Below are 26,252 nucleotides of genomic sequence, written 5' to 3' on the forward strand. Positions count from 1 at the left end.
TCACGCTCCCTTCTTCGCGCGGCGTTCGGTCGGCTGGGTCACCCGGTCGAGCATCAGGCCGAGGCAGACGATCGCGCCGCCGGCCACCAGACCGGTCGCGAGGTCGCCCTGCGCGAGGCCGAAGACGACGTCGTAGCCGAGCGCGCCGCCGCCGACCAGGCCGCCGATGATGACGACGGCGAGGACCAGTACCACGCCCTGGTTCACGGCGAGCAGCAACGACTCGCGGGCGAGCGGGAGCTGCACCTGGCGCAGCTGCTGGCCGCTGGTCGCGCCGAGCGAGCGGGCCGACTCCAGGGCGGCCGGGTCGACCTGGCGCAGGCCCTGCGCGGTGATGCGGACGACGGCGGGCAGCGCGTAGACCACGGCCGCGGCGACCGCCGGGGCGCGGCCGACGCCGAACAGGGCGACGACCGGGATCAGGTACACGAACTGCGGCATCGTCTGGAAGACGTCCAGGACGGGTCGCAGGGCCCGTTCGAAGCGGTCGCTGCGGGCCGCCCCGATGCCCGTAGCGAAGCCGAGGACGAGCGTCACGGCGACGGCGGCGAGGACCTGGGACAGGGTGTCCAGGGACGGCTGCCACACGCCGAGCACGCCGATCGCGGCCATGGCGAGGACGGCGGTGAGCGCGGTGCGCCAGGTGCCGATCAGCCAGGCCAGCGCGGCGACCACGAGCAGCACCGACCACCAGGGCAGCCACTGCAGGCCGCTGCGGACCGGGTCGAGGACCCAGGTGGTGAAGTGGCCGGCCCAGTCGGCGGTGCCGCCGATGTAGGGGACGCCGGAGTAGAGGTGGTCGGTCATCCAGTCGACGACGCGGTTGACCGGCTCGGCGATGGCGACCGTCCAGGACTCGGGCCACTCCAGGCGGCCCAGCAGACGCCCGGCGAGGGCGACGGCGACGGTGCCGAGGAGGGCGTAGAGCCAGTAGGTGCGGGGGGTGCCGGAGTGGGAGTCGCCGGATCCGCCGGCGGCGCCGGTCACCCGGTCCAGGACGACCGCGAGGAGCACGATGGGGATGCCGGCCGCGAGGGCCGCGCCGACGTCGACGGAGGCCAGCGCCTGGTACACGCGGTCACCGAGGCCGCCCGCGCCGATCACGGAGGCGATGACCGCCATGGACAGCGCCATCATGATCGTCTGGTTGAGGCCGAGGAGGAGCTCCTTGCGGGCCAGCGGGATACGCGCGGTCAGCAGGCGCTGGCGTGCGGTGGCGCCGAGCGAGTCGACGGCTTCCAGGACCTCCGGGTCGGCGCAGCGCAGGCCGAGCGCGGTGAGCCGGGCCATGGGCGGGGCGGCGTAGACGACGGTGGCGAGGACCGCGGCGGGGACGCCGATGCCGAAGACCAGGACGACGGGCAGGAGGTAGGCGAAGGCCGGCAGCACCTGCATGGTGTCCAGGACCGGGCGCAGGACGCGGTCCGCGCGGTCGGAGAGTCCGGCGGCGAGGCCCAGCAGGGCGCCCACGACGACGGAGGCCAGGACCGCGACCACCATCAGGGCCAGTGTCTGCATGGTCGGCACCCACATGCCGAGCAGACCGCAGGCGAGGAAGGCGGCCGCCGAGCCGAGGGCGAGCCTGATGCCCGCCACGCGCCACGCGACGAGGGCGCCGATCGCCGTCACGCCCGCCCAGCCGACGGCCAGGAGGGTGAGGTAGACGGCGCGTACGCCGAGCACGACCACGTTGCTGACATGGCCGAAGAAGTAGAGGAACAGCGGGTGGCTGTCGCGGTTGTCGATGATCCAGTCGCTGACGCCGGTCAGCGGCTTGGTCAGGTCGACGGTGAGTTCCTGCGGCCAGGTGCCGCTCGCCCAGCGGGAGTTGGCGAGGGGCACGAGGATCGCCGCGGCGAGCGCGAGCAGCAGGAGCTTGCGGACGGCCCGGTGCTTGAGGGCGCCCGGGAGGGCGACGCGGGGGGCGGAGGTGGTGATCGTGGCCATCAGGCGGCCTCCCTGTACGTCCCCGTCCCGGCCACGACGCCGAGGAGGCGCTCGTGGTCGACGACGCCGACGCAGCGGCCGTTGTCCACGACGCAGGCGGCCCGGCCGCTCTCGGAGACGACCCGGATGGCGTCGGCGACGACGGTGTCGGGGGCGAGGGCGCCGGAGTGGCCTGGGCCGCCGCAGTCACCGGCGCGCATGGCCGAGCGGACGGTGATGACCTGCTCGCGCGGCACGTCCCGGACGAACTCGCGGACGTAGTCGTCGGCCGGGGAGCCGACGATCTCCTCCGGGGTGCCCAGCTGGACGACCTCGCCGTCGCGCATCAGCGCGATGCGGTCGCCGAGCCTCAGGGCCTCGTTGAGGTCGTGGGTGATGAAGACCATCGTGCGGCCCTCCTCGCGGTGCAGGCGGATGACCTCCTCCTGCATGTCCCGCCGGATCAGCGGGTCGAGCGCGCTGAACGGCTCGTCGAACAGCAGCACCTCGGGGTCGACCGCGAGGGCGCGGGCCAGGCCCACACGCTGCTGCTGACCGCCGGACAGCTGGCCGGGCCTGCGCTGTTCCATGCCCTCCAGGCCGACCTTGTTGACGACCTCGGCGGCCTTCTCGCGGCGTTCGCCCCTGCCCATGCCCTGGATCTCCAGGCCGTAGGCCACGTTGTCGAGGACCGAGCGGTGCGGGAGCAGGCCGAAGTGCTGGAAGACCATCGCGGCGCGGTGGCGGCGCAGTTCGCGCAGCCGGGACTTGTCCATGGCGCGCACGTCCTCGCCGTCGATGGCGATCGTGCCGGCCGTGGGCTCGATCAGCCGGGTCAGACAGCGCACGAGGGTGGACTTGCCGGAGCCGGACAGGCCCATGACGACGAAGACCTCACCCTTGCGGACGTCGAAGGAGACGTCGCGGACGGCGGCCGTGCAGCCGGTGCGCTCACGCAGCTCGGCGGGCGGGAGCGAGGCGAGTTCGGGGTCGGCGGGGATGTCGTCGGCCTTGGGTCCGAAGACCTTCCACAGGCCGTCCACCGAGAAGACGGTGTCGTCGGTCGTGTCGTCGGACGTCTTGCGCTCCATGGACGTGGTCATCACGCCTCACCTCCGATCAGGTCGACGGCTCGCTCCCCGACCATGAGCACGCCGATCATCGGGTTGACGGCGGTCATGGTCGGGAAGACGGACGCGTCGGCGATCCGGATGCCCTCAAGGCCCCGGATCTTCAACTGGGGGTCGACGACGGCCAGTTCGTCGTCGGGCGCGCCCATACGACAGGTGCCCGCCGGGTGGTACACGGTGTGCGCGACCTTGCGCGCGTACTCGCTGAGCTCCTCGTCGCCGGTGACGTCGGGGCCGGGGGCCACCTCGCGCTTGAGCCAGCCGGCGAGCGGCTCGGCCTTGGCGATCTCGCGGGCGATCCTGATTCCGTCGACGAGGGTGCGGCCGTCGTGGTCGTCCTCGTCGGTGAAGTAGCGGAAGTCGAGGGCGGGCTTCACGGACGGGTCGGCGCTGGTCAGGTACAGGCGGCCGCGGCTCTTGGGCTTGGGGATGTTCGGGGTCATCGAGACGCCGAACTCGGGGCGTTCGTAGCCGAGACGCTCCGGGTTGTCCGTGAAGGGGATCTGGTAGAAGTGGAACATCAGGTCCGGGCCCGCGTGTTCGGGGTCGCGGCGCACGAACAGGCCCGCGTCGGAGTCCATCGCGGAGTTCTCCGGGAGGGGGCCGTTGGTCTCCCACACGATCACCGACTCGGGGTGGTCGAGCAGGTTCTCGCCGACGCCCGGCAGGTCGTGCGCGACGGGTATGCCGAGCGCCTCCAGGTCCGCCTTCGGGCCGATGCCGGAGTGCAGCAGCAGCCGGGGCGAGTCGACGGCACCGGCGCACAGCAGGACCTCGCGGCGGGCCTGTACGAGGAGTTCCTCGCCGTCCTTGGTGCGCACGTGGACGCCCCGCGCGCGGGTGCCGTCCAGGTCGAGCCTGTGGGCCCAGGTCTCCAGGAAGATGTGGAGGTTGGGCCGGTCGTCCATCACCGGGTGCAGGTAGGCCACCGAGGCGCTGGAGCGCTTGTTGTTCTCGGGGTGGTAGGCGAGGTCGAAGAAGCCGACGCCCTCGGTGAACGGCTTCTGGTTGAAGCCCTCGACCCGCGGGACGCCGATCGCCTTCTGCGCGGCGTCGACGAAGTCGCGGGCGATGGCGTTGCGGTCCTTCTCGTCGACCGGGACGATGTTGTTCTTCAGCCGCGCGTAGTACGCCTCCATGGGCACCGCGCCCCAGCCCTTGGCTCCGGCCGCCTCCCACTCGTCCCAGTCGGAGGGCAGCGGCTTGAAGGCGATGAGGGTGTTGTGGGAGGAGCAGCCGCCGAGGACGCGGGCGCGGCTGTGCCGGATGTGGGAGTTGCCGCGCGGCTGCTCGGTGGTCGGGTAGTCGTAGTCCAGCTCGCCGCCGAGCAGTCCCATCCAGCGGCGCAGGGTCAGGACGTCCTCGCGGTCGACGTCGCTGGGGCCGCCCTCGATGACGGCGACGGTGACGTCGGGGTTCTCGGTGAGGCGGGAGGCGATGACGGAGCCCGCTGTGCCGCCGCCGATGACGACGTAGTCGTACTCGTGGGTTTTGTCGGGCATGGGGGTGGTACTCCAGGGTGCGGTGAGGGGGGTGAACCGGAGGTCGGGGGACGGGGATCGAGCGGTCTGCGGGAGTGGGCTCAGCCCGCGAACCAGCGCACCGGCTTGGGCGCGAGGTTCTGGTAGACGTGCTTGGTCTCGCGGTACTCGGCGAGTCCGGCGGGGCCCAGTTCGCGTCCCACGCCGCTCTTTCCGAAGCCGCCCCACTCCGCCTGCGGGAGGTAGGGGTGGAAGTCGTTGATCCAGATGGTGCCGTGGCGCAGCCGGCCGGCCACCCGTCGGGCCCGTCCCGCGTCGGCGGTCCAGACACCGCCCGCGAGCCCGTACTCGGTGTCGTTGGCGAGCGCGATCGCCTCCTCCTCCGTGCGGAAGGTCTCGACGGTGACGACCGGGCCGAAGACCTCCTCGCGCACGACCCGCATCTCGCGGTGGCAGTGGTCGAGGACGGTGGGCTCGTAGAAGTAGCCGCCCGCGGGCCGCTGGGCGGACGGCTCGGGGCGCCGGCCGCCGGAGCGCAGGACCGCGCCCTCGGACAGGGCGGACTCGACGTACGCCTCGACCTTGTCGCGCTGCTGCTCGGAGACGAGGGGGCCGCACTCGACGGCGTCCTCCGTGCCGCGTCCGAGGCGGATCTTCTCGGCCCTGCGGGCGAGTTCGGCGACGAAGCGTTCGCGGACGCTCTCCTCGACGATGAGGCGGGCACCGGCCGAGCAGACCTGGCCGCTGTGGATGAAGGCCGCGTTGAGGGCCTGGTCGACGGCGGTGTCGAAGGCCTCGTCGGTGGCGCAGGCATCGGCGAAGACGACGTTGGGGTTCTTGCCGCCGAGTTCGAGGGCGACCTTCTTGACGGTGGGGGCGGCGGCCTGGGCGACCTTGGTGCCGCTGACCAGGCCGCCGGTGAAGGAGACCAGGTCGACGTCGGGGTGCTCGGCGAGGCGGGCGCCGACCGAGTGGCCGGGGCCGGTCACGATGTTGGCGACTCCGGCGGGCAGCCCCGCCTCCAGCAGCAGGTCGATCACGGCGACCGTCGTCAGCGGGGTGATCTCGCTCGGCTTGATCACGAAGGTGTTGCCGGCCGCGAGCGCGGGGGCGATCTTCCAACTGGCCTGGAGCAGCGGGTAGTTCCAGGGCGTGATCATCGCGCACACGCCGACGGGCTCGTGTACGACGACGCTGTGGATGTCCGTCGAGCCCGCGTCGACGACCCGGCCGGGGGACTCGGCGGCGACGAGGTCGGCGAAATAGCGGAAGGCGTCGGCGACGCAGTCGATGTCGACGCGGCCCTCCTCGACGGTCTTGCCCGCGTCCCGGCTCTCCAGCAGGCCGAGCTGCTCGCGGTCGCGGGTGAGGAGGTCGGCCACGCGGCGCAGCACGGCGGCACGGTCGCGCGCCGGCGTGCGCGGCCACGCGCCCTCACCTCCGGCGAAGGCGCCGTGGGCGGCCGCGACGGCCAGGTCGGTGTCCTTCTCGTCGCCCTCGGCGACCACGGCGAACGTCAGCCCGTCCGCGGGGTCGAGGATCTCGCGTGTGGCGCCGGAGACGGCTTCACGCCACTCCCCACCCGCGTGGATGGTCTTCCGCGCCTGCTGCTGCGTACTGTCCGCCATGCTCGGTACTGCCTTCCGTTCCTGTTCAGCCCCCCTGCATCACACGCGTGTCACTCACGTGGCATGCCGAGCGCTTGCCCGTGCCCTTCGAATGCATGCGCAATCCCTGGCCGAAAGTGCGCTGCATCACGGAACATGGGGACAAAGTCGGGCGAACTGGACTGCCTTAGAAGTCGATGCGCATCACCACCCGCCGGAGTGTGGGCCGGCTCACCTCCGTGAACCCGGCCTCGGCGAACACCTGGCGGCTGCCGACGTGGAGTTCACCCCAGGTGATCTCCACACCCGGCGTGGTGAGCATCGCGTACGCCTCCAGCGCGCGGGCGCCGCGCTCGCGCGCGAAGGGGACCGTGGCCCGGGCGAGGCCGTAGGTGACACCGCGTCGACGGAAGCCGCGGCGCGTGAGCAGACAGGTCACCGCCCAGACACCGTCGTCCGCCTTGTCCTCGTCCCGGCCCGTCCAGGGGACGCGGGTGCGCAGCAGCCGGGGGTAGGCGGTACGCGGCTCGACGGCCGCCCAGCCGACGGGGTCGCCGTCGAGGTAGGCGACCAGGCCGGTGGTCGAGTCGGCACCGGGATTGCCGCAGCCGGACTGCTCGCGCAGGCGCCCGGCGCGCTCCTCGGGCGTGGCCGCGCTCCACTGGTGGTCCAGGACCTTGTAGCGCCGGCAGTAGCAGCGTCCCGGGTAGTCGGTGGTGCCGAAGACGGTGCGCAGGTCGTCCCAGGGCACCTCGTTGGCGGGGCGGACGTCCAGGGCCTCGGGCGGGATCGGGGCGTCGCTCACCGGGGCGGGTCCTCCCCCACCCGGCCGTCGACCGACTCCCGTATCAGGTCGGCGTGGCCGACGTGGCGGGCGTACTCCTCGATGACGTCGATCAGGATGCGCCGCAGGCTCGGCGCCCGTCCGTCGGGCCAGGAGAGGCGGGCCGGGGTGTCCAGGCCGCCCTCGGCCAGCACCGGACGCAGGTTCGCCCGCGAGGCGGCCACGGCGTTCTCCCAGAGCGCGTACAGCCGCTCGGGCGGGTCGGCTGCGGCCGAGTGCCACTCCCAGTCGGGGTCCGCGTCCCAGTCGACGGCGTTCCACGGCGGACCGTACTCCCGGCCGAGCAGCCTGCGGGAGAAGTACTCCTCCTCCACCAGCGCCAGATGCTTCAGCAGCCCGCCCAGGGTCATCGGGGAAGAGGCGAGCCGCGCGTTCAGGCCGTCCGTGTCCAGATCCCCGCACTTCCACGCCAGCGTCCTGCGCTGCCGCTCCAGTGAGCCGATCAACGTGTCCGCCTCGTCGCCCGCGACGGGCGGCTCCCACGGCACGGCTTCGATGTTCTCGCTCATGGTCGGCAGGCTACGGTCCATTCGGGACGATCCACTGCCGGAATTCCCATGAAGGTGGCCCACGAAGCCGACGCGGGCCCAAGATCTTCATCAGACTTCTAGGCGCACTCCCGGCCCGCCGGGCAGAACGAGGTCACGGCCGTGGTGAGCGGGTCGCGCACCTGGGTGGGGGTGAGGGCTTCGGGGCCGCTGGAGCGGATTGCGTAGAGGGTGCCGTCGGCCGCGCGGAAGCGGTGGTCGACGACCCGGCGGGGGCCGAGGTCGGCGTCGTCGTAGCGGTAGGTCACCTCGGCCCAGGTGTCGCCCGAGGCGCGGTCGAGGGCCCGGTAGCCGGGCTGGAGCGCGAAGCCGTAGCCGGGGTCGTTCTCGGCGAGGTCGAGGGACTGGGCCGGGCTGTCCTCGGCGAGCGCGAAGATCTGCAGGCGGCGGCCGTCGCCCGGCGAGTCGTAGGAGACCACCGGGGCCAGCTGTCCCTGCTTCTGTCTGCGGGTCCAGCCCTCGGGGACGCTGAGCGAGTAGCCGACGGGGTCCTCAGCTCGGCGGTAGCCGGCCTGCGAGGGAGTGGCGGTGGTGACGCCGATGCTCGTGGAGGGCGTGGCCCCCGTCCCGGTCGTGTCGTCGCGGGTGAGGTACCAGGCACCGGTTCCGGCACCCACGCCGAGGAGCACCGCGAGGGCGAGCGCTGCCGGCAGCCGACTCGGCGAGCGCCGGGGAGCGGGGGCGGCGGGGTACGGCTGTGCGGCCGGGGCGGTGGGGTGCGGCGGCGGTGTCCACGCCTGCGGCGGGCCGGCGCCGATGTGCGTCTCGGCGGACGCCCAGTCGGGCTCCTGCCTCGCACCCAGGCCGCCTCGCCGCTGTCCTCGCTGGGTTCGTGTTCCGCTCCGGAACCGGAGCTGTAGCCGTACCACCCGCTCATCGCGTCGCACCCCCGAATCACCCTGCTGGGCACCTTTTCCGACGGTAGCGACGAAAACGGCCACGGGCCCCGTTCCGGAAGGAACCGGAACGAGGCCCGTGCGGGATCGTGACAGAGCGAGCCGGTCGGCTCGGTCGCCTTCGGCTCAGATGAGGCCGAGGCCGCGGACCGCCTCGCGCTCCTCCGCCAGCTCCTGCACGGAGGCGTCGATGCGGGCGCGGGAGAACTCGTTGATCTCCAGGCCCTGGACGATCTCGTACTTGCCGTCCTTGGTGGTGACCGGGAAGGAGGAGATCAGGCCCTCCGGGACGCCGTAGGAGCCGTCCGACGGGATGCCCATGGAGGCCCAGTCGCCCTCGGCCGTGCCGTTGACCCAGGTGTACACGTGGTCGATGGCTGCGTTGGCTGCCGACGCGGCCGAGGACGCGCCACGGGCCTCGATGATCGCGGCGCCGCGCTTGGCGACGGTCGGGATGAAGTCCTCGGCCAGCCACTTCTCGTCGTTCACGACCTCGGCGGCGTTCTTGCCGGCGACCGTGGCGTGGAAGATGTCGGGGTACTGGGTGGCGGAGTGGTTGCCCCAGATGGTCAGGCGCTTGATGTCGGCGACCGTCGAGCCCGTCTTCTTCGCGAGCTGGGTCAGCGCGCGGTTGTGGTCCAGGCGGGTCATCGCGGTGAAGCGCTCGGCCGGTACGTCCGGGGCGGCGGCCTGGGCGATCAGGGCGTTGGTGTTGGCCGGGTTGCCGACGACCAGGACCTTGATGTCGTCCGCGGCGTGGTCGTTGATGGCCTTGCCCTGCGGCTTGAAGATGCCGCCGTTGGCCTCCAGGAGGTCACCGCGCTCCATGCCCTTGGTGCGCGGGCGGGCGCCCACGAGGAGGGCGACGTTGGTGCCGTCGAAGGCGACGTTCGGGTCGTCCGTGATGTCGATGCCCTGGAGCAGCGGGAACGCGCAGTCGTCCAGCTCCATGGCCGTGCCCTCGGCGGCCTTCAGTGCCGGGGTGATCTCCAGCAGACGCAGCTTGACCGGCACGTCCGCGCCGAGCAGCTGGCCGGAGGCGATGCGGAAGAGCAGGGCGTAACCGATCTGGCCGGCCGCGCCGGTGACGGTGACGTTCACGGGAGTGCGGGTCATGGCGTTCTCCGTATGACAGCTGGCGATGGGGCGTCCCTGCCCCGGACGTTTGATCGATCTCTTGGTATCAAGAGATCGATCCAGCGGTCAGGCTATCGCGCATCCGGGATCTCGGACGGGCGGGGCCATGTGGCCCACCCCACAGAGCGACCTCCGCGGCAACGAAGAGGCGGCCGCCCGTCCGGGAGAGGTGGGACAAGGGCGGCCGCCGAGTGGGGGTACCGGGTTGCCGGACTCCCGTGGGGGTAACGTTCGCGTGCCCACGATTCCGGCGGCCATTCCTGTCCCACGCCTCTTTTCGGTCAGGGTTTTCAGCCCGGCCTGTTCGCTACGTCGTGCAGCCCTTGCGTCCGGACGCCAGCGCCCCGCACGCCTTCGCCTCGCCCGCGTCCTTCACGGCCACCATCGGCGTGTACGCGATGGTGTCGCCGACCGTGGTGACGCTTCCGGACTGCGCGGCCTTCCCCGCCGTCACGCGGACCTCGTCGCCCCGCACGGCCTGCGTGATCCGCCCCCAGGCGGCACCGCAGGTCTCGCTGTAGCGGACCTCGACGACGGCGGTGCCGACGGTCGCGGTCCTGGCCGTGGTCACAAGATCGCCACTGCACCCCATGCTCTCCGCGTCCTTGCCGGTGCAGGACGCGCCGCTGCACTTCACCCCGGCCGGCAGGTCAGGGTCTACAGCGGCTGACTGCGCGGGCGACTTGGGGCCACCCTCGTCCTTCTTCCCGCCGTCGCCCGGGAAGAAGAACACCGCGGCGATGAGGGCCAGCGCACCGGCGACGCCCGCGAGGAACATCGTCAGCCGCCGTCCGCCGCCTCCTGCCCCGGAGGAACCGTCGGCGCCCGGATCCCGCGGCGGCGGCCCGAACGGGCTCACGGCCTCGGCCGGGGAGGCGGGGGAGGCCGGACGCGCCGGGGACTCCGCGCCGCCGAAGGCGCGTCCGCCCGGCTGCGACGGCCCCTTGTACCCGGCCATCCTCCACGAGTTGCCGCCCGAGTCACCCACCACGGAGCCGCCGCCCGAGCTGCCACCGGGCGCGCCCGTGACACCGCCCCCGGGCCTGCTCGACGGGCCCCTCCGCGCGGCGCGCTCACGCTCGCGCTCGTCCGCCTCGGTCACCGTCGGCTGCGCGGGCACCGACGAGACCGACGAGCCGGCCGAGACCGATGAGGCCGACGAGGCCGAGGAGGCCGAGGAGGCCGACGTGACCGGCGGGATCGTCGGGACCACTCCCGCCGGGCCCGCGATCCCCGGCGTCACCGTCGCACTGCCGCCCTTGCGTACCGCCTTGCCCGGCTTGACGCTCCCCGCAGGCGCACCCGACTCCCCCAGCGCGGCACGCGCCTGGGAGATGCGGATCGCCTCCATGGTCCGGTCGTGGCGCATCTCCGAGCGGCTCCAGGCGCGCTCGGCCAGCTCCCACATGGTCGTCAGATGGACGGGATGTGTGCCGGTCACCTCGGCCAGGGCGACGATCGCGCCCTTCGGCGCGAGCAGCCGCCCGTTGAGATAACGCTCCCAGGACGTCTTGCTGTAGCCCGTGCGGTCGGCCACCGCCGCGATGCTCAGTCCACTGCGGTCCACGAGTCGCCGCAGCTGACTGGCGAACTCCTTGACCTGCGGATCGAGTTCATCCGGCAAGGCCCTCCAACGAGGCATGAAACCCCCCTCTTCCCCCCTGTACGTACTGCCTCCGCCGAGCCCCCGTCGGGCTACCCCAAGGGATGCGCCCACCAAGGAAGATGGTTCCCGGCTCGTCCAGGTTGGACACGTTAGCCCCGCTGTACGGGTGAATTGGGGTACATCCGCGAACTTGTCAATGCTTCGACACAACCAGCACACATGCGTGACCTCGTACGCCACTGGGGCGTTAAGCACCCCCGGGCGTCACCCGAAGGCGAGGGTGCCGGCGACGGCTGTGAGGAGCAGCGCGAGGAGGAGCAGGACGGCGTACAGCAGGAGGCGTCCGGCGGGGCGGGGCGGCGGGTCCTCGTCCAGACGTTCCCACCACGGGATCGTCGGGTCGTCCTCGTACGCCCCGGCCCCGCAGGCCCCGGGCTCCTGGGCGGGCGGTGACGCCGGGCGCGGCCAGGCCTCGACGGCCAGTTCCCAGCGCACGGCGCAGCGCTCGGCGTCCGGTCCGGTGAGGCCCGCGACCCGGCACAGGGCGGCGACGGCCTGCCGGGGCGGTGGCTGGACGGCGTTGAGGTAGCGCTGCCAGGAGGACTTGCTGTACGCGGTGCGGGCGCCGAGCGCGGCCAGGCTGAGGCCCGTGCCGTCCTTCAGCTGCCGCAGGTGTTCCACGAAGTTCCGCACCTCCGGCGGCAGCTCGTCCGGCAGCGGCTGCCAGGCGCCCATCACCCACCTCCACGGCGTCGTCGCCCGTGTTGTTCCCGATCCGATCAGGTGACGACGCGAGGCGGTCGATCGGTTCCCGGGGCCGGCTCGGCTGTGGCAGGGCGCGGACACCGTAGCGGAACGGTCACTTCCGAGACACAGCGCGCGGACAGCCGTTGAACAGGCAGTTCACGGTGCGGGAGCGTTGTCCCCGGCGGCGGCCCGTCCTTACCTCGGGGGAGGGGACGGGCCGCCGTCTCGCGGGGTGGTCAGCTGCTGACGGTGAAGTGCAGCGTGTCCTTCAGGAACGGGATGCGCAGCCAGGGGTCCGGCTGGACCATCAAGGCCAGCAGCACGATCACCAGGCCCAGCCCGCCGTACGTGACGATGTCCGTGAAGCGGGAGCGCACCGCGAGCATGCCGACGCCGGGCAGGACCCAGCGCAGGACGGCCCCGCCGAGCAGGGCGACGCCGATGAGCAGCGTGCCGATCCGGAACAGGTCGAAGGCCGTCAGCAGCAGGCCGAGCGCGACCAGGGAGAGCACGGCGAGCATCGGCCACTGCCGGGCGGGCGCCGGGGCGTCCTGGGGCGCGGCCCGGCCGCCGCCCTCCGGGCGCGCGGTGTCCTTGGTGAACAACGGGAAGCGGCGGGTGGTGCGGCGCGGGTGGCCCTCGGCGTCGGGCGCGCTGATCGCGTCGCGGACCGTCGGTTCCGCGTTCTCGGGGGTGTTCTCCGGTTCAGCCGACACTGCGCTCCGCCGCCTCGACCACGTTGACGAGCAGCTGGGCACGGGTCATGGGGCCGACGCCCCCCGGGTTCGGGGAGATCCAGCCGGCCACCTCGGTGACATCGGGGTGGACGTCGCCCACGATCTTCCCCTCGGCGCTGCGCGAGACGCCGACGTCGAGGACGGCCGCGCCCGGCTTGACGTCCTCGGCCCGGATCAGGTGCGCGGAACCGGCCGCGGCGACGATCACGTCGGCCCGCTTGAGGTGGGCGGAGAGGTCCCGGGTGCCGGTGTGGCACTGGGTGACCGTGGCGTTCTCGCTGCGCCGGGTCAGCAGCAGCGGCATCGGCCGGCCGATGGTCACACCGCGGCCGACGACCACGACCTCGGCGCCCTTGATCTCGACGCCGTGGCGGCGCAGCAGGGTGAGAATGCCGTTGGGGGTGCAGGGCAGCGGGGCCGGCTCGCCCAGCACCAGACGCCCCAGGTTCATCGGGTGCAGACCGTCCGCGTCCTTGTCCGGATCCATCAGTTCGAGGATGCGGTTCTCGTCGATGCCCTTGGGGAGCGGCAGTTGAACGATGTACCCGGTGCACTCCGGGTCCTCGTTCAGTTCCCGTACGACCGCCTCGATCTCCTCCTGCGTCGCCGTACCCGGCAGCTCGCGCTGGATGGAGGCGATGCCGACCTCGGCGCAGTCGCGGTGCTTGCCGGCGACGTACTTCCGGCTGCCGGGGTCGTCCCCGACGAGGATCGTGCCGAGGCCGGGTGTGATCCCCTTCTCCCTCAGCGCCGCCACGCGGACGGTCAGATCGGATTTGATCGCGGCTGCGGTGGCCTTGCCATCGAGAATCTGGGCGGTCATGGACCCATCCTCCCGGATGACCGGCCCCCGGTTCCAATCCGGGTAACCCCTGTGCAGGCACGGCACCACTCGTGGCGAATCCCGCCATGATCGGTGATGTTGCACTTGCACAACACATACGAATTGTGGCTGGACAAGGCAGCGGCGCCTGAAGAACGATGAACGGACAGTGCCGCGGGCAGTATCGGGGGGACGCACCGCTTCTGTGACCTTTCCTCCGCCACGGCCGCGCGCCGTCCCCGCACTAGCAACAGACGGAGGAACACCGCCATGAGTTACGGCGATCCCAACAACCCCTACGGCGCTCCCCAGGATCAGCAGCAGCCCGGTTACGGCTACCCGCAGCAGCAGCCCCCCGCCCCGGGCTACGGCTACCCGCAGGCCCCGCCGGTGGGCGCCTACCCCGGCGCCGCCGCCCCGACAACGATGCCCGGCACGGTGAACACGGCTCGTGTGCTGCTGTGGATCATCGTCGGTCTGCAGATCCTCGGCGTGGTCCTGTTCGCCGCCGCCGCCGTCAGCGTCAACGCCGCGAAGAACGACGACGCGTTCAAGGACAGCCCCGCCTTCCAGGACCTGGCCGACCAGGGCGCCGGCATGATGTGGGGGATCACCGTCTTCGCGCTGGCCTGGGCCGTGTTCGCGATCGTGCTGGCCACGAAGTTCAACACCGGCCGCAACGGCGTCCGCGTCACGCTCCTCGTCTTCGGCATCATCACCGCGGTGCTCGGCATATACCCGTTCGTCCTCGTGGGCCTCATCCACACCGTGCTCGCCATCCTGGTGGCCGTGTTCGTCGGCAACGCCAATGGCAAGGCGTGGTTCAACCGCCCGCAGTACTGAGCGGCTTCGCGTCCCCCGACATCCGAGGGCCGTGTCTCACCCGTACGGGGAGACACGGCCCTGGTGCGTCAGGCCGCCGCTCGCACTCAGTGGAAGAAGTGGCGCGTCCCGGTGAAGTACATCGTGACGCCCGCCTTCTGAGCGGCCTCGACGACGAGCTCGTCGCGGACCGAACCGCCCGGCTGGACCACGGCCTTGACGCCCGCCTCGACGAGGATCTCCAGCCCGTCGGGGAAGGGGAAGAACGCGTCGGAGGCGGCGTACGACCCCTGCGCGCGCTCGGCGCCCGCCCGCTCCACGGCCAGCTTCGCGGAGTCGACGCGGTTGACCTGTCCCATGCCGACGCCGACCGAGGCGCCGTCCTTGGCGAGCAGGATCGCGTTGGACTTCACGGCCCGGCAGGCCTTCCAGGCGAAGGCGAGCTCCTTGAGCTCGTCGCCGGTGAGCGCCTCACCGGTCGCCAGGGTCCAGTTGGCCGGGTCGTCGCCGTCGGCCTGGAGGCGGTCGGCGACCTGGAGCAGGGCGCCGCCGTCGATCGGCTTGACGTCGACGGGGTGCGCGGGGCTGTCGGGGCAGCGCAGCACGCGGATGTTCTTCTTCTTCGCGAGGGCCTCCAGCGCGCCGTCCTCGTAGTCCGGCGCGACGATGACCTCGGTGAAGATCTCCGCGACCTGCTCGGCCATCTCCTTGCTGACCGGCCGGTTCACGGCGATCACGCCGCCGAACGCGGACAGCGGGTCGCAGGCGTGCGCCTTGCGGTGCGCCTCGGCGACGTCGGCGCCGGTCGCGATGCCGCACGGGTTGGCGTGCTTGATGATCGCGACGGCGGGCTCGTCGTGGTCGTACGCGGCACGGCGGGCGGCGTCCGTGTCCGTGTAGTTGTTGAACGACATCTCCTTGCCGTGCAACTGCTCGGCCTCCGCCAGGCCACCGGTGCCGGCGGTGTAGAGGGCGGCGGGCTGGTGCGGGTTCTCGCCGTAGCGCAGGGTGTGCGCGCGCTCCAGGCTGGTGGCGAGGAACGACGGGAACGGCGAGTCGTCGGCCGGGGCGTAGGCGGAGGCGAACCAGGAGGAGACCGCGATGTCGTACTCGGCGGTGTGCCGGAAGGCCTCGGCGGCCAGACGCTTGCGGGTGGCGAGGTCGAAGCCGCCGCCCTGCGCGGCCGAGAGAACGTCGGCGTAGCGGGCCGGGCTGGTGACGACGGCGACCGACGGGTGGTTCTTGGCGGCGGCGCGGACCATGGAGGGGCCGCCGATGTCGATCTGCTCGACGCACTCGTCGGGGGACGCCCCGGAGGCGACGGTCTCGCGGAAGGGGTAGAGGTTGACCACGACGAGGTCGAACGGCTCCACGCCCAGCTCGGCGAGCTGCTGCCGGTGGTCCTCGAGCCGCAGGTCGGCGAGGATGCCGGCGTGGACCTTGGGGTGCAGGGTCTTGACGCGGCCGTCCAGGCACTCGGGGAAGCCGGTGAGCTCCTCGACCTTGGTGACCGGGACGCCGGTCGCGGCGATCCGCGCGGCCGTGGAGCCGGTGGAGACGAGCTCGACGCCGGCCTCGTGCAGCCCGCGGGCGAGCTCCTCGAGCCCGGCCTTGTCGTAGACACTGACCAGCGCGCGACGGATGGGCCGCTTGTTGCTCTCGGCGGTCACTGGATAACTACCTTTCGTCCCTCAATGCGATAGCCGTTGCGGGCGAGCCGCCCCACGACCTCGACGAGCAGCCTTCGCTCGACTTCCTTGATGCGCTCGTGCAGAGCGCTCTCGTCGTCCTCGTCCCGGATTTCCACCACGCCCTGGGCGATGATCGGTCCGGTGTCGACGCCGTCGTCGACGAAGTGGACGGTGCAGCCGGTGACCCTGGCGCCGTACGCGAGCGCGTCGCGCACCCCGTGGGTCCCCGGGAAACTGGGGAGAAGGGCGGGGTGGGTGTTGACGAACCGCCCGCCGAAGCGCGCGAGGAACTCCTTCCCCACGATCTTCATGAACCCGGCGGACACCACGAGGTCCGGCTCGTGGGCGGCGACCGCCTCGGTGAGCGCCGCGTCCCACTCGTCGCGGCTGCCGTGGTCCTTGACCCTGCACACGAAGGTCGGCAGCCCGGCACGCTCGGCGCGCGCGAGCCCCTCGATGCCGTCACGGTCGGCGCCGACGGCGACGACCTCGGCTCCGTACGCCTCGACACCGGCGGCTGCGATGGCGTCGAGGAGCGCCTGAAGGTTGGTGCCGGATCCGGAGACCAGCACGACGAGTCGCTTGGCCACGGGCTTGGCCGCCACGGTGGGGCCCTTTCTCGGGGGAGCTTTTGTATGGTCGTACGAATGCTTCGCGCCCCGGGATACGGGGAAGTCTACGAAGCGGCTGACCGTCGGCAACGATACCGGCACTCCGGACAGCCCCCATGGGACGGGGGCGTGGCCGGAAGGTAGCGTCTGCGAGGAGCGGGCTTGGGAACGCGGTCGTCGTGCGGTGCGTTGCCCAAGTGACAGCTCCCGCGGAGCCATGCCAGACCGTCGTATTCACCAAGGGGAAGACGCTCACTTGATGCCGGACCGCAGCCTGCGACTCCTCACGCTCCCCCCGCAGTCGGTGCAGGGAGGGGAGCGCCGCGGCGTGCTGCTGCGGGAGCGCCCAGCCTCACCGCCCGACGCGCCTTCGGGTGACTCGCCTTCGGGGAAGAAGAACGGCGACGATCAGGGCGGCGGCCCCACCCAGGAGGACAACCCCTTCGCCCCGCCCCCCGAGGGCACCCCCGACCGCCCCTGGCAGCCCCGTCACCCCGCACCCGGTGGCCGGGACGACTCCGCCGACACCCCGCCCGCCGGCTCGCCCTGGGGCGGTCAGTGGAGCGACCGTCAGCCCGGCCGCTCCCAGGGGGGCGGCTTCGGCGAGCGTCCCGGCGCGAGCCCCGAGAAACCGGGCGGCACCCCCGGCCAGCCCCCTCGCTGGGACCCCGCAGACCCGGTTCAGCGCCACGCGCGGTACGCGTTGCTGTGCGGCATGTGGGCCTTCTTCTTCGCCCTCTTCAGCTGGCCGTACGTGGCCCTGCTGCTGGGCGCCCTCGCCCTCTACTGGGGCATCAGCGCGCTGCGCGTCAAGCCCCGCAACCCCGACCCCGCCGCCGCGAACATGGGCGCCCGCTCGCAGACGACGGCCGCGGTGAGTGGCCTGGTCACGGCGTCCCTGGCCATCGCCCTGGTCGCCATCACCTTCACCGCCCAGCTCGTCTACCGCGACTACTACACCTGTACGGGCGACGCCCTCACCAACGAGGCGAAGCAGTCCTGCAAGCAGCTGCTGCCGGAGGAGCTGCGGGGGGTGCTGGGCGCGGATAGCTGAGCGGGAGAGGAGCTGAGCGCGGGGCGAGTCCTCAGGGAGTGTTCGGAGGGCCGGGGTCCGGCTCCGGTTCCGGTTCCGGTTCCGGGAACACCGACGGCACCTGGTCCGGGGGCGCCGACCGCGTGGGGCCCTTGGGAGGGGTGGGTTCGACCGGCAGGAAGTCGTAGGGCTCGTCGGTGTCGTCGGTGGGGGGCGTCAGGGCTACGGCGGCCATCGCGTTGCCGCGACTGTCTCGTGCGCCTTCACTCGCGTCGGCGTGACCGCCCCGTGCCGCTTCCCTCGTCTCGCCGCGGCCGCCTCGCACCGGCCCCTTCGCGTCGCCGCGACCGTACATCGCGCGCACCGCCTCCCGCGCCTTGCCGGTGCTCGGGGCCTTGCCGGTGCTCGGGGCCTCGCCTGCTGAGACACGCCCCCGGCGACGCCGCGTCCGCATGCCTGCCACCACTGCCACCGGCACCGCCACCGGTACCGTCCAGACCAGCTCCGCGGCGCCCACCTGCCACCACACCGGTCCGAGGCGGGCAAGGGCGGCGACGCCGAGCGGTCCGCCCGCCAGCGCCGCGAGGGCGGCGAGCGCCGCCGCGCACAGCACGGCCGCCAGTACGGCCACAGCGGCCTTCCCGGCTCCCCCAGCCACCCCGCGCCCGCCGCCCCCCGCCCGTGCCGCGAACCAGCCCACCGTCACCCCGGCCGCCACCGGCACCGCACCCGCCGCCCAGGTCAGTGGCGTGCCGGGCCCGGCGTCCGGGACCGCCGCGAGCAGCGGAAACGGTGGCAGCAAGGGAGCGGGGGCCGAGGAGAGGGGGCTCACGACGTGCCCGGCACCGAGCAGGAATCCGGGGCCGACCGCGTAGGCGGCTCCCCACACCGCCGCGTTCGGCACCAGCGCCACGCACAGCAGCAGGACCGCGAAACGGCCCGACAGCCCCTCCGTCACCTGAAGGAACGACTCCCGCACCGCGTCGCCGTGCCACACCAGCGACACCGCCGACAGCAACGCCCCACCCCCGACGAGCACCGCGACGCCGGCCCCTGCCGCCCGCGCGGCCGCACCGAGCCGCTCGCGGGCGTCCGCCCCGAGGGCCGGCCACCGCGAACCGTGGGGAAGCAGGATCCTTACCGCTGCCCATCGCGGGCGCCCGTACGCCGTCCACACCCCCGCTGCCGCGGCCACCGCGACGAACACCGACAGGCTCGCGCCCGTACGGTCCCAGGACGGACGCAGGTCACCGCCCGCCGTGTACAGGGCGGCGGCCGCGCCGACGGCGAGGTAACCGAGGACGACACCCAAAAACGCCGCAACGCCGCCCACCGGCACCCCGTCCTCGTCCCCGTCCACCGCGTCCCGCGCTGCCCGGTGCACCAGCCAGGCGGGCAGCACGAGCAGCAGCAGGGGGGTGACGCCCACGGGCGCCGGGACCCCGGAGATCGTCTCGGTGCGGACCAGCTCCGCCCCGTGCGCCAGCAGCCACAGCGCGGCAGCGACGTGCAGCGCCCCGCCCGGCCCGCTGTCGGGGTACGGCGAGGTGATCCACAGCATCGTCACCAGCACGGCGAACGAGGCGAGCCCCAGCCCCGCCGCGAGTGCGCCGCACACGAGGCCGTCGGCCAGCCCTGGCGACCGGCCGCGCATGCCGGTGAGCAGGAGAGGCACGGACGGTCGGCGGTCGGTCATCTGCGTCACGACCGCCATGCTCCCAACGACACGCGCTTTCTCGTCGTAACAGGAGAACCACCGAAGTGTCGCTCAATATACGCTTATGTTCTTTTCCGCATGGAGGGGCGCCCGGTGATGCAGCGCCCTGCCACCCCGCTCCCCCCGCCCAAGGAACGGCGACGCCTGCGCGAGGCAGGCGCGTTGACGCAGGAGCAGCTCGCGGTGCGGCTGGGCGTCCCCCGCAGGACGGTGCGCGGATGGGAGACCGGCCGCACGGCTCCCCGCGGCCGGAAGGGGGAGGCGTACGCGAGACTGCTGGCCTCACTCGCGCTCAGAACACTGACAGAGGGCCGGGTTTTGAAGCCGGAGCCCGTCGAAACCCAGATCCCGGACCCGGCCCCCACCCTGACGCCCGCTCAGGCCTTCGACGCCCTGTACACCTGCTGCGCCCCCGCCCTCGTACGGCAGACGTATCTGCTCACCGGGCGCCGGGAGCTGGCGCGCGAGTCGGTCGAGCGGGCCTTCCAGGTCGCCTGGCAGCGCTGGCCGGAGGTGGCCCGGGACCGCGACCCGGCGGGCTGGGTGCGGGCGACGGCGTACGACTGCGCCCTCTCCCCCTGGCACCGGTTCCGCCTCCGCCACCGGCACCCCGAACCCCCGCCTGCCATCGCGAGCGACCGCGCCCTGCTGGACGTACTCGTGAACCTCCCGCCGTCGCAGCGCCGCACGCTCCTGCTGTACGACGGGGTCGGCCTCGACCTGCCGGAGACAGCGGCGGAGACGGAGGCGAGCACACCGGCGACCGCGCACCGCCTGCTGCACGCGCGCGAGGCCGTCATCGCCCGCCTCCCGGAACTGTCCGACCCGGCCCTGCTCCACCAACGCCTCGCCGAACTGGCCTCCGTGGAACGCCTCCGCGCCGACCGCCCCCGGGCGGTCCGCAACGCCGGCGAACGCCGAGCCCGCCTCTGGACCCGCGCCGCCATCGCCTTCACCATCGCCCTCATCGGCACGACCGCGCTCACCCTGAGAACGGCCCCCACCCACTACGAACCCCCGGTCCCCCCGGGCGAGGCGGTACAGGGGGTACCGCCGAGGATGGCGCCGGGGGCGCTGTCGGAGGAGGAGCTGGAACTACGCGAGATGCTGAAGGAGGAGATGGCGAGCGGCCCGGAGAGGCTGCAACCGCTGCCCCGCTAGCACCTGTCGATGTCACCTGGAAAACGCTGGTGGGCCCGCCCCCGGCAAGGGGAACGGGCCCACCAGCGCTCAGCCGGAAAGGCTCAGCCAGGAAGCTCAGCCGGCCAGCAGCTCACGCGCCAGCTTCGCCGTCTCGGTCGGCGTCTTGCCGACCTTGACGCCGGCGGCCTCGAGGGCCTCCTTCTTGGCGGCGGCCGTGCCGGAGGAGCCGGAGACGATGGCGCCGGCGTGGCCCATGGTCTTGCCCTCGGGCGCGGTGAAGCCCGCGACGTAGCCGACGACCGGCTTCTTCACGTTCTCCTTGATGAACGCGGCGGCCCGCTCCTCCGCGTCACCACCGATCTCACCGATCATCACGATCAGGTCGGTGTCGGGGTCGGCCTCGAACGCGGCGAGCGCGTCGATGTGCGTCGTGCCGATGACCGGGTCGCCACCGATGCCGACGGCCGACGAGAAGCCGAGGTCACGCAGCTCGTACATCATCTGGTACGTCAGCGTGCCGGACTTCGAGACCAGACCGATGCGGCCCGGCTTGGTGATGTCGCCCGGGATGATGCCGGCGTTCGACTGACCCGGGGTGATGAGACCGGGACAGTTCGGGCCGATGATCCGGGTCTTGTTGCCCTGCGACACGGCGTACGCGTAGAACGCGGCCGAGTCGTGGACGGCGATGCCCTCGGTGATGACGACCGCGAGGGGGATCTCCGCGTCGATCGCCTCGACGACGGCGGCCTTCGCGAAGGCCGGCGGCACGAAGAGGACGGACACATTGGCGCCCGTCTTCTCGATCGCCTCGGCGACCGTGCCGAAGACCGGGATCTCGTTGCCGTCGATGTCGACCGACGTGCCCGCCTTGCGGGGGTTCACGCCACCGACGATGTTCGTGCCGTCGGCCAGCATGAGCTTGGTGTGCTTCATGCCCGTGGCACCGGTCATGCCCTGGACGATGACCTTGCTGTCCTTGTTGAGGAAGATAGCCATGGCTGTGGTTTCCCTCGTCCCTTACTTCGCAGCCGCGAGCTCGGCGGCCTTGTCGGCCGCGCCGTCCATGGTGTCCACGCGCTGCACCAGCGGGTGGTTGGCGTCGGAGAGGATCTTGCGACCCAGCTCGGCGTTGTTGCCGTCGAGGCGGACGACGAGGGGCTTGGTGACTTCCTCGCCCTTGTCCGCGAGCAGCTGCAGCGCCTGCACGATGCCGTTGGCGACCTCGTCACAGGCGGTGATGCCACCGAAGACGTTGACGAAGACGGACTTGACGTCCGGGTCGCCGAGGATGATCTCCAGGCCGTTCGCCATGACGGCGGCGGAGGCGCCACCGCCGATGTCGAGGAAGTTGGCGGGCTTGACGCCACCGTGCGCCTCACCGGCGTACGCGACGACGTCCAGGGTGCTCATGACGAGACCCGCGCCGTTGCCGATGATGCCGACCTCGCCGTCGAGCTTGACGTAGTTGAGGTTCTTCTCCTTGGCGGCGGCCTCGAGCGGGTTGGCCGACTCCTTGTCCTGGAGAGCCTCGTGCTCCGGCTGACGGAACTCGGCGTTCTCGTCCAGGGAGACCTTGCCGTCCAGGGCGATGACGTCACCGGAGGCGACCTTGGCCAGCGGGTTGACCTCGACGAGGAGCGCGTCCTCTTCGATGAAGGTCTTCCACAGGGTGACCAGGACGTTGGCGACCTTGTCGGCGACCTCGGCCGGGAAGTTCGCGGCCTCGACGATCTCGCGGGCCTTCTCGGGGGTCACACCCTCGTTGGCGTCGATCGGCGTCTTGGCGACGGCCTCCGGACGGGTCTCCGCCACCTCCTCGATCTCCATGCCGCCCTCGACGGACGCGATGGAGAGGAAGGTGCGGTTGGCACGGTCGAGGAGGAAGGAGACGTAGTACTCCTCCAGGATCTCCGGGGCCGTCTCGGCGATCATCACCTTGTGGACCGTGTGGCCCTTGATGTCCATGCCGAGGATGTCCGTCGCGCGGGCGACGGCCTCGTCCGGGGTCGCCGCCAGCTTTACGCCGCCGGCCTTGCCACGGCCACCGACCTTCACCTGGGCCTTGACGACGGACTTGCCACCGAGGCGCTCGGTGGCTGCGCGGGCCGCCTCAGGCGTGTCGATGACTTCACCGGCCAGCACCGGTACATCGTGCTTGGCGAAGAGGTCCCTCGCCTGGTACTCGAACAGGTCCACGCGCTTCCGTCCCTATCAGTGATCTCGCGGTTCGTTGGATGCGTGGGCGTGCCGCGATGGGCAACGTGACGTCCGCCAGTCACTAGGAAGGCGCACACGGTGTCCGAGCGCGCGGCATGTCCGTCTCGCAGGTTATCCCCGCTTGCGGGGGGTCTCTAAATCGGCGGTCACACATGAGCGGTGATACCTGTCACATGATGCCGCCCTCACTGGCACGGCGTGCCGCGGGTGCGGGGCCTCACCGGGTTGGGGTTGACCCGGTGAGGCCCCTTGAACGGCCCCGAAGGGGCCCCGGCCGGATGATCCCCACCCCAATGGGGACCATCCGGCCCGGTCCGCGCGGCTTCGTCCGGACCGGCCGACGGCGTTCGGCCGGTCCGGAACCACGCCGCGCGGGGTCGATGGCCGTACGGCTGTCAGACGCCGTACGGGGTGGCGTGCCGCGCTCCGTACTGCGGCACGCTCTGGTGCTGGAAACCGGGAGTGAGCGAGTCGGCGACGCCTGCCGCACCGGTGGCGGCGTGGTGGGCCAGCGGGGCGGCGGTGGCCCCGACGGTTCCGGTCAGGTCCTCAGCGAAGGGCGCGACCCGGCCGGCGACGCCGTGGCCGAAGGGGGCGGCCTCGCCGACCACCCCGCCCGCGAACGGGGCCACGTCGCCCGTCACGCCGTACGCCAGCGTCGCGGCGCTGCCGCCGACGCCGTGCACGACGGGCCGCACGGTCTCGGTGACCGTGTCCACGACCGGCTCGACGGCCCAGGTGACCCCCTGCGCGAACGGCGGCACCTCACCCACGACGCCCTCCGCGAACGGCCCCACCTGCCCGGTCACCCCGTGCGCGAGCGGCGCCACGCCCTCGGCGACCCCACCCGCGAACGGGCCGACGTTACCCCTGACCCCGTACACCACCCCACCCGCGTCCACCACGGCCTGCCCGGCGACCGGTACGACCCCGTGGACGGCGGTGTGCACGGTGTGCACGGCGGTGTCGACGGTGGTGTGCACGACCGGCGGCAACACGGCCTCGGTGGGGTTGTGGGCAGCCTGGCCGACCAGGCCGGTGGCGTACGGGGGTACGTCGGCGACAGCGCCGCCGACAACGGGGTGGACACCGGAGACGGCCCCGGTGGCGACGCCCCGCACGCCGGAGACCGCGCCTTCGGCGACCGGCGGGACACCCTGTACGGCCCCGTTCACGACCGGCTGGACGTCGGCGACGGCCCCGTACGCCAGTGCGGTCGCCGCGTCGACGGTGTGCCACGCGACCGGTGCGACACCGGCCACGGCGTGTGTGGCGACGGGAGCGGCCCCGGCGACCGCGTCCTCGGCGACGGGCGTCACACCGGCGACCGCGCCACCGGCCACGGGCACGACACCGGCCGCGGCCCGGTCCGCCACCGGGAGCACCCCGTGCACCGCGGTGCCGGCGACCGGCGGGACGACCGCGTCGGACGTCGTGGAGACGATCGGCGTGACCGTGCCGGGGACGGTGAAGACGGTGCCGACGACCTGCTGCTTCACATCGGCGACCGTGCCGGTGACGTGGCTCGGGACGGCGGAGACGGTGGCGTGGGCGGTGGTCGTCGTCGACTTGGCGACGGCCCCGGCGGTGGCGGTCGCGCCGCCCACGCGGCCCTCGGCACCGGCGACCGTGCCGCGCAGCGCGCCGTCCGCACCGGCCGCCGTACGGTCAGCGCCCGCACCCGCGCCCGCGAGCTTCGTCTGGGCGGCGGCCAGGGCCTCCTCCAGCTCCGGGACGAAGGCGGAGAGCGGGCCGAAGAGGTAGTCGATGCCGTGCTGCGGGGAGGTGGGAGCGGAGGTGATCGCCTCGGCTGCCTTCTCCTTGACCGCTGTGACCGTGGCCTGCGCCTTGGCCCGGGCGGCGGCGCGGGCGGCGGAGCGGGCGGCCTTGGCGCCCTGGATGGCCTGGGCACCCCGCACCTTGGCGACACCGGTCTTGGCGTCGGTCTTGGCACCGGTCTTGGCGTCTGCCTGGCGGCGGGCCTGGTCTTCGGTGCCGGTGGCGTCGGCACCGGTGGACGTCACCGTGCCGACGGTGTCGGTGACCGTCGAGGTCGTGTCGTCCGTGGCGGTGCTGCGGGTGATGCCGGAGACGGTGTCCCGCACCTCGGAGACGACCCCGTCCGCGGTGGCGGTGAGCGAACCTGTGGCGCCCTGGGCGTCCGCGCCGACGTCTGTGCCGGTGCCTGTGTCTGTGCCCGTGTCTGTGCCGGTGTCGGCCGTCGGGTCCGTGGCGGAGAGGGAGGAGGCGGGCAGCTCGTCGGCGCTGGCGACCGTGGAGCCGAGCGCCCAGGCGCCGGTGACGCCGGCGGCTATGACGATGGAGCGGCGGATGTTCTTGTTCATGCGTACGTCAGATCCTTAGTGAAGCCGGGAATCCGGGACTTCGGGAGGCTTGGAGACATTCCGGTGAGTGGGCAGACCTGTGCCGCCCCCGCGCGGCAGGTCCGGGCGCGGGAAGGCCTGCCCTAGGCGGGGAAAAGAGGAATGTCCCGGTACCTGTCCCGGGTACCGGCCGCGTCCGTACGCGAGGTGGTGCCGGGCATGAGCGCCGGCGGCACCGGGTGGTGGGAGGTGACGGCATGCCCGTCGCCGTGCCGCGACGTGCCGTTGTCGAACGCCGCCTGGCTGCCCAGCACGCCGCTCGAACCACCGCCGGGCGCGTGCTGCTCCGGTACGTGACCGGGCCGGGCGGCACGCGAGGCGTGGTCGTGCGCTGCCGCTCCGTGCGCCGTGCCTACGACGGCTGGGAGCGGCCCGTAGAGCGCGGTTGTCGCCGCCGTACCGGCGTGCTGGTGCGGTCTCCGGCCGGACTCGTCCGAGGGCGAAGCCGGCGTGTCCGGGGTCTGCCCGGCCGGCAGTGGCGTGGACGTGACGGGCGTCGGCGGGGGCTGCCCCGGAAGCGGGGGCAGCCCGGGGAAGTCCGGGCCGTCCGACCAGCCCGGCAGGGTGGGCGGCGACGGTGCCTTGGGCAGCTCCGGCAGGCCGGGCAGCGAAGGCATCGAAGGGACGGAGGGATTCGGCCGCAGCGGCGGAGCCTCCCTCTGCGCCTCCGCCAAGGTCACCACTGGGGCGGTCACCGTCGAGGCCGTCTCCGGCGACGTACTCACCGCAGGTGCGGTCACCGTCGACGTGCTCACCGCAGGTGCGGTCACCGTCGACGTGCTCACCGCAGGTGCGGTCACCGTCGTCGTGGTCTCCGCCGCGTGCGCCTGCCCTCCGCAGAGGAACCCGAGCACGAACAAGCCACCCACCAGCAGCGCCACTTCGAGCGCACGCCGACCGGCCGCCGTGCGCAGGTCGCGCAGAGCGGTACCGGACAGGACTGCTGGCCAGGTCAAGAGAGGGATCGTCCTCAAGTACGGCGGAACGAGGTTCGTGTCGGCGCCGATGCGCCACGGGCGAGCGGAGCGTGGCGCACCGCTTGACGAGGCGTCGATCCTTGCACGGGACGCCCGAGGTTGCGCAAGCCCTCCGCTACCGATGCGTAGGCATGTCCGGATTTCGCTGGCCGAATTCAGTCGACAAATCGTC

General features: G+C 72.4%; 22 protein-coding genes. 3 read left to right on the forward strand and 19 right to left on the reverse strand.

The genetic code is table 11. The features are described from left to right. The 12 genes from ACFYWX_RS06985 to ACFYWX_RS07040 form a co-directional block, all read right to left on the reverse strand. Positions 1-1,947, reverse strand: coding sequence for an ABC transporter permease (locus ACFYWX_RS06985; RefSeq protein ID WP_389422934.1), 1,947 nt, complete (start codon positions 1,945-1,947; stop codon positions 1-3). Then, positions 1,947-3,029 (reverse strand): glycine betaine/L-proline ABC transporter ATP-binding protein, encoded by a 1,083-nt coding sequence (locus tag ACFYWX_RS06990; protein WP_389422935.1) that lies wholly within the window; start codon positions 3,027-3,029, stop codon positions 1,947-1,949. Before ACFYWX_RS06990 ends, ACFYWX_RS06985 begins: the two co-directional genes overlap by 1 nt. Then, on the reverse strand, positions 3,029-4,558 hold the full coding sequence (locus ACFYWX_RS06995) for a GMC family oxidoreductase (protein WP_389422936.1): 1,530 nt from the start codon (positions 4,556-4,558) through the stop codon (positions 3,029-3,031). The genes ACFYWX_RS06990 and ACFYWX_RS06995 overlap by 1 nt, the downstream gene beginning before the upstream one ends. A gap of 80 nt (positions 4,559-4,638) precedes the next feature. Continuing rightward, the gene (locus ACFYWX_RS07000) at positions 4,639-6,165 is read right to left on the reverse strand and encodes an aldehyde dehydrogenase family protein (RefSeq protein ID WP_389422937.1); all 1,527 of its coding nucleotides are present in this window, start codon (positions 6,163-6,165) and stop codon (positions 4,639-4,641) included. Between the two features lie 166 nt (positions 6,166-6,331). Continuing rightward, positions 6,332-6,949 (reverse strand): GNAT family N-acetyltransferase, encoded by a 618-nt coding sequence (locus ACFYWX_RS07005; RefSeq protein ID WP_389422938.1) that lies wholly within the window; start codon positions 6,947-6,949, stop codon positions 6,332-6,334. Continuing rightward, positions 6,946-7,497 carry a DinB family protein gene (locus ACFYWX_RS07010; protein WP_389422939.1) on the reverse strand — a complete coding sequence of 184 codons (552 nt, stop codon included), beginning with the start codon at positions 7,495-7,497 and terminating at the stop codon, positions 6,946-6,948. The genes ACFYWX_RS07005 and ACFYWX_RS07010 overlap by 4 nt, the downstream gene beginning before the upstream one ends. A 98-nt stretch (positions 7,498-7,595) precedes the next feature. Beyond that, entirely contained in the window at positions 7,596-8,423 is an 828-nt protein-coding gene (locus ACFYWX_RS07015; protein WP_389422940.1) for a hypothetical protein, read from the reverse strand. A 135-nt stretch (positions 8,424-8,558) separates the two neighbouring features. Beyond that, a complete protein-coding gene (locus ACFYWX_RS07020) occupies positions 8,559-9,548 on the reverse strand; it encodes a malate dehydrogenase (RefSeq protein ID WP_389422941.1) in 990 nt (329 codons plus the stop codon). A gap of 328 nt (positions 9,549-9,876) precedes the next feature. Further along, the gene (locus ACFYWX_RS07025) at positions 9,877-11,193 is read right to left on the reverse strand and encodes a DUF2690 domain-containing protein (RefSeq protein ID WP_389422942.1); all 1,317 of its coding nucleotides are present in this window, start codon (positions 11,191-11,193) and stop codon (positions 9,877-9,879) included. A 246-nt stretch (positions 11,194-11,439) separates the two neighbouring features. Next, positions 11,440-11,910 carry a helix-turn-helix domain-containing protein gene (locus ACFYWX_RS07030; protein ID WP_389422943.1) on the reverse strand — a complete coding sequence of 157 codons (471 nt, stop codon included), beginning with the start codon at positions 11,908-11,910 and terminating at the stop codon, positions 11,440-11,442. 248 nt (positions 11,911-12,158) lie between these two features. After that, entirely contained in the window at positions 12,159-12,638 is a 480-nt protein-coding gene (locus ACFYWX_RS07035; protein ID WP_389422944.1) for a DUF3017 domain-containing protein, read from the reverse strand. Then, complete coding sequence (locus ACFYWX_RS07040; protein ID WP_389422945.1) at positions 12,628-13,482, reverse strand: bifunctional methylenetetrahydrofolate dehydrogenase/methenyltetrahydrofolate cyclohydrolase; 855 nt, start codon at positions 13,480-13,482, stop codon at positions 12,628-12,630. Before ACFYWX_RS07040 ends, ACFYWX_RS07035 begins: the two co-directional genes overlap by 11 nt. A gap of 270 nt (positions 13,483-13,752) precedes the next feature. Here ACFYWX_RS07040 and ACFYWX_RS07045 point away from each other — a divergent pair, with 270 nt between their 5' ends. Further along, entirely contained in the window at positions 13,753-14,325 is a 573-nt protein-coding gene (locus ACFYWX_RS07045; protein ID WP_389422946.1) for a hypothetical protein, read from the forward strand. Positions 14,326-14,411: 86 nt separating this feature from the next. On the opposite strand, the gene purH is transcribed toward ACFYWX_RS07045, so the two are convergent. Both purH and purN read right to left on the reverse strand, forming a co-directional pair. Beyond that, positions 14,412-15,974: a bifunctional phosphoribosylaminoimidazolecarboxamide formyltransferase/IMP cyclohydrolase gene (gene purH, locus ACFYWX_RS07050; RefSeq protein WP_389422947.1), complete on the reverse strand. Its 1,563-nt coding sequence runs from the start codon at positions 15,972-15,974 to the stop codon at positions 14,412-14,414. Then, positions 15,971-16,600 (reverse strand): phosphoribosylglycinamide formyltransferase, encoded by a 630-nt coding sequence (gene purN / locus ACFYWX_RS07055; protein ID WP_389422948.1) that lies wholly within the window; start codon positions 16,598-16,600, stop codon positions 15,971-15,973. Before purN ends, purH begins: the two co-directional genes overlap by 4 nt. Before the next feature lie 265 nt (positions 16,601-16,865). Between purN and ACFYWX_RS07060 the strand changes: the two genes are divergently transcribed. Further along, a complete protein-coding gene (locus tag ACFYWX_RS07060; protein WP_389422949.1) occupies positions 16,866-17,660 on the forward strand; it encodes a hypothetical protein in 795 nt (264 codons plus the stop codon). 31 nt (positions 17,661-17,691) lie between these two features. Here the strand turns inward: ACFYWX_RS07060 and ACFYWX_RS07065 are convergent, their stop codons facing one another. Further along, positions 17,692-19,353 (reverse strand): DUF6350 family protein, encoded by a 1,662-nt coding sequence (locus ACFYWX_RS07065; RefSeq protein ID WP_389422950.1) that lies wholly within the window; start codon positions 19,351-19,353, stop codon positions 17,692-17,694. Positions 19,354-19,452: 99 nt separating this feature from the next. Here ACFYWX_RS07065 and ACFYWX_RS07070 point away from each other — a divergent pair, with 99 nt between their 5' ends. After that, positions 19,453-20,517, forward strand: coding sequence for a helix-turn-helix domain-containing protein (locus tag ACFYWX_RS07070; protein WP_389423070.1), 1,065 nt, complete (start codon positions 19,453-19,455; stop codon positions 20,515-20,517). Positions 20,518-20,613: 96 nt separating this feature from the next. Here ACFYWX_RS07070 and sucD read toward each other — a convergent pair whose 3' ends face one another. The 4 genes from sucD to ACFYWX_RS07090 form a co-directional block, all read right to left on the reverse strand. After that, a complete protein-coding gene (sucD, locus tag ACFYWX_RS07075; protein WP_389422951.1) occupies positions 20,614-21,498 on the reverse strand; it encodes a succinate--CoA ligase subunit alpha in 885 nt (294 codons plus the stop codon). A gap of 21 nt (positions 21,499-21,519) precedes the next feature. Then, positions 21,520-22,698, reverse strand: coding sequence for an ADP-forming succinate--CoA ligase subunit beta (sucC, locus tag ACFYWX_RS07080; protein WP_389422952.1), 1,179 nt, complete (start codon positions 22,696-22,698; stop codon positions 21,520-21,522). Between the two features lie 416 nt (positions 22,699-23,114). After that, complete coding sequence (locus ACFYWX_RS07085; protein WP_389422953.1) at positions 23,115-25,064, reverse strand: hypothetical protein; 1,950 nt, start codon at positions 25,062-25,064, stop codon at positions 23,115-23,117. Between the two features lie 122 nt (positions 25,065-25,186). Continuing rightward, positions 25,187-26,059 (reverse strand): hypothetical protein, encoded by an 873-nt coding sequence (locus tag ACFYWX_RS07090; RefSeq protein WP_389422954.1) that lies wholly within the window; start codon positions 26,057-26,059, stop codon positions 25,187-25,189. Positions 26,060-26,252: the final 193 nt, after the last annotated feature.

It is taken from the genome of Streptomyces sp. NPDC002888, from assembly GCF_042888465.1.
In the GTDB taxonomy this organism is placed as follows: Bacteria; Actinomycetota; Actinomycetes; order Streptomycetales; family Streptomycetaceae; genus Streptomyces.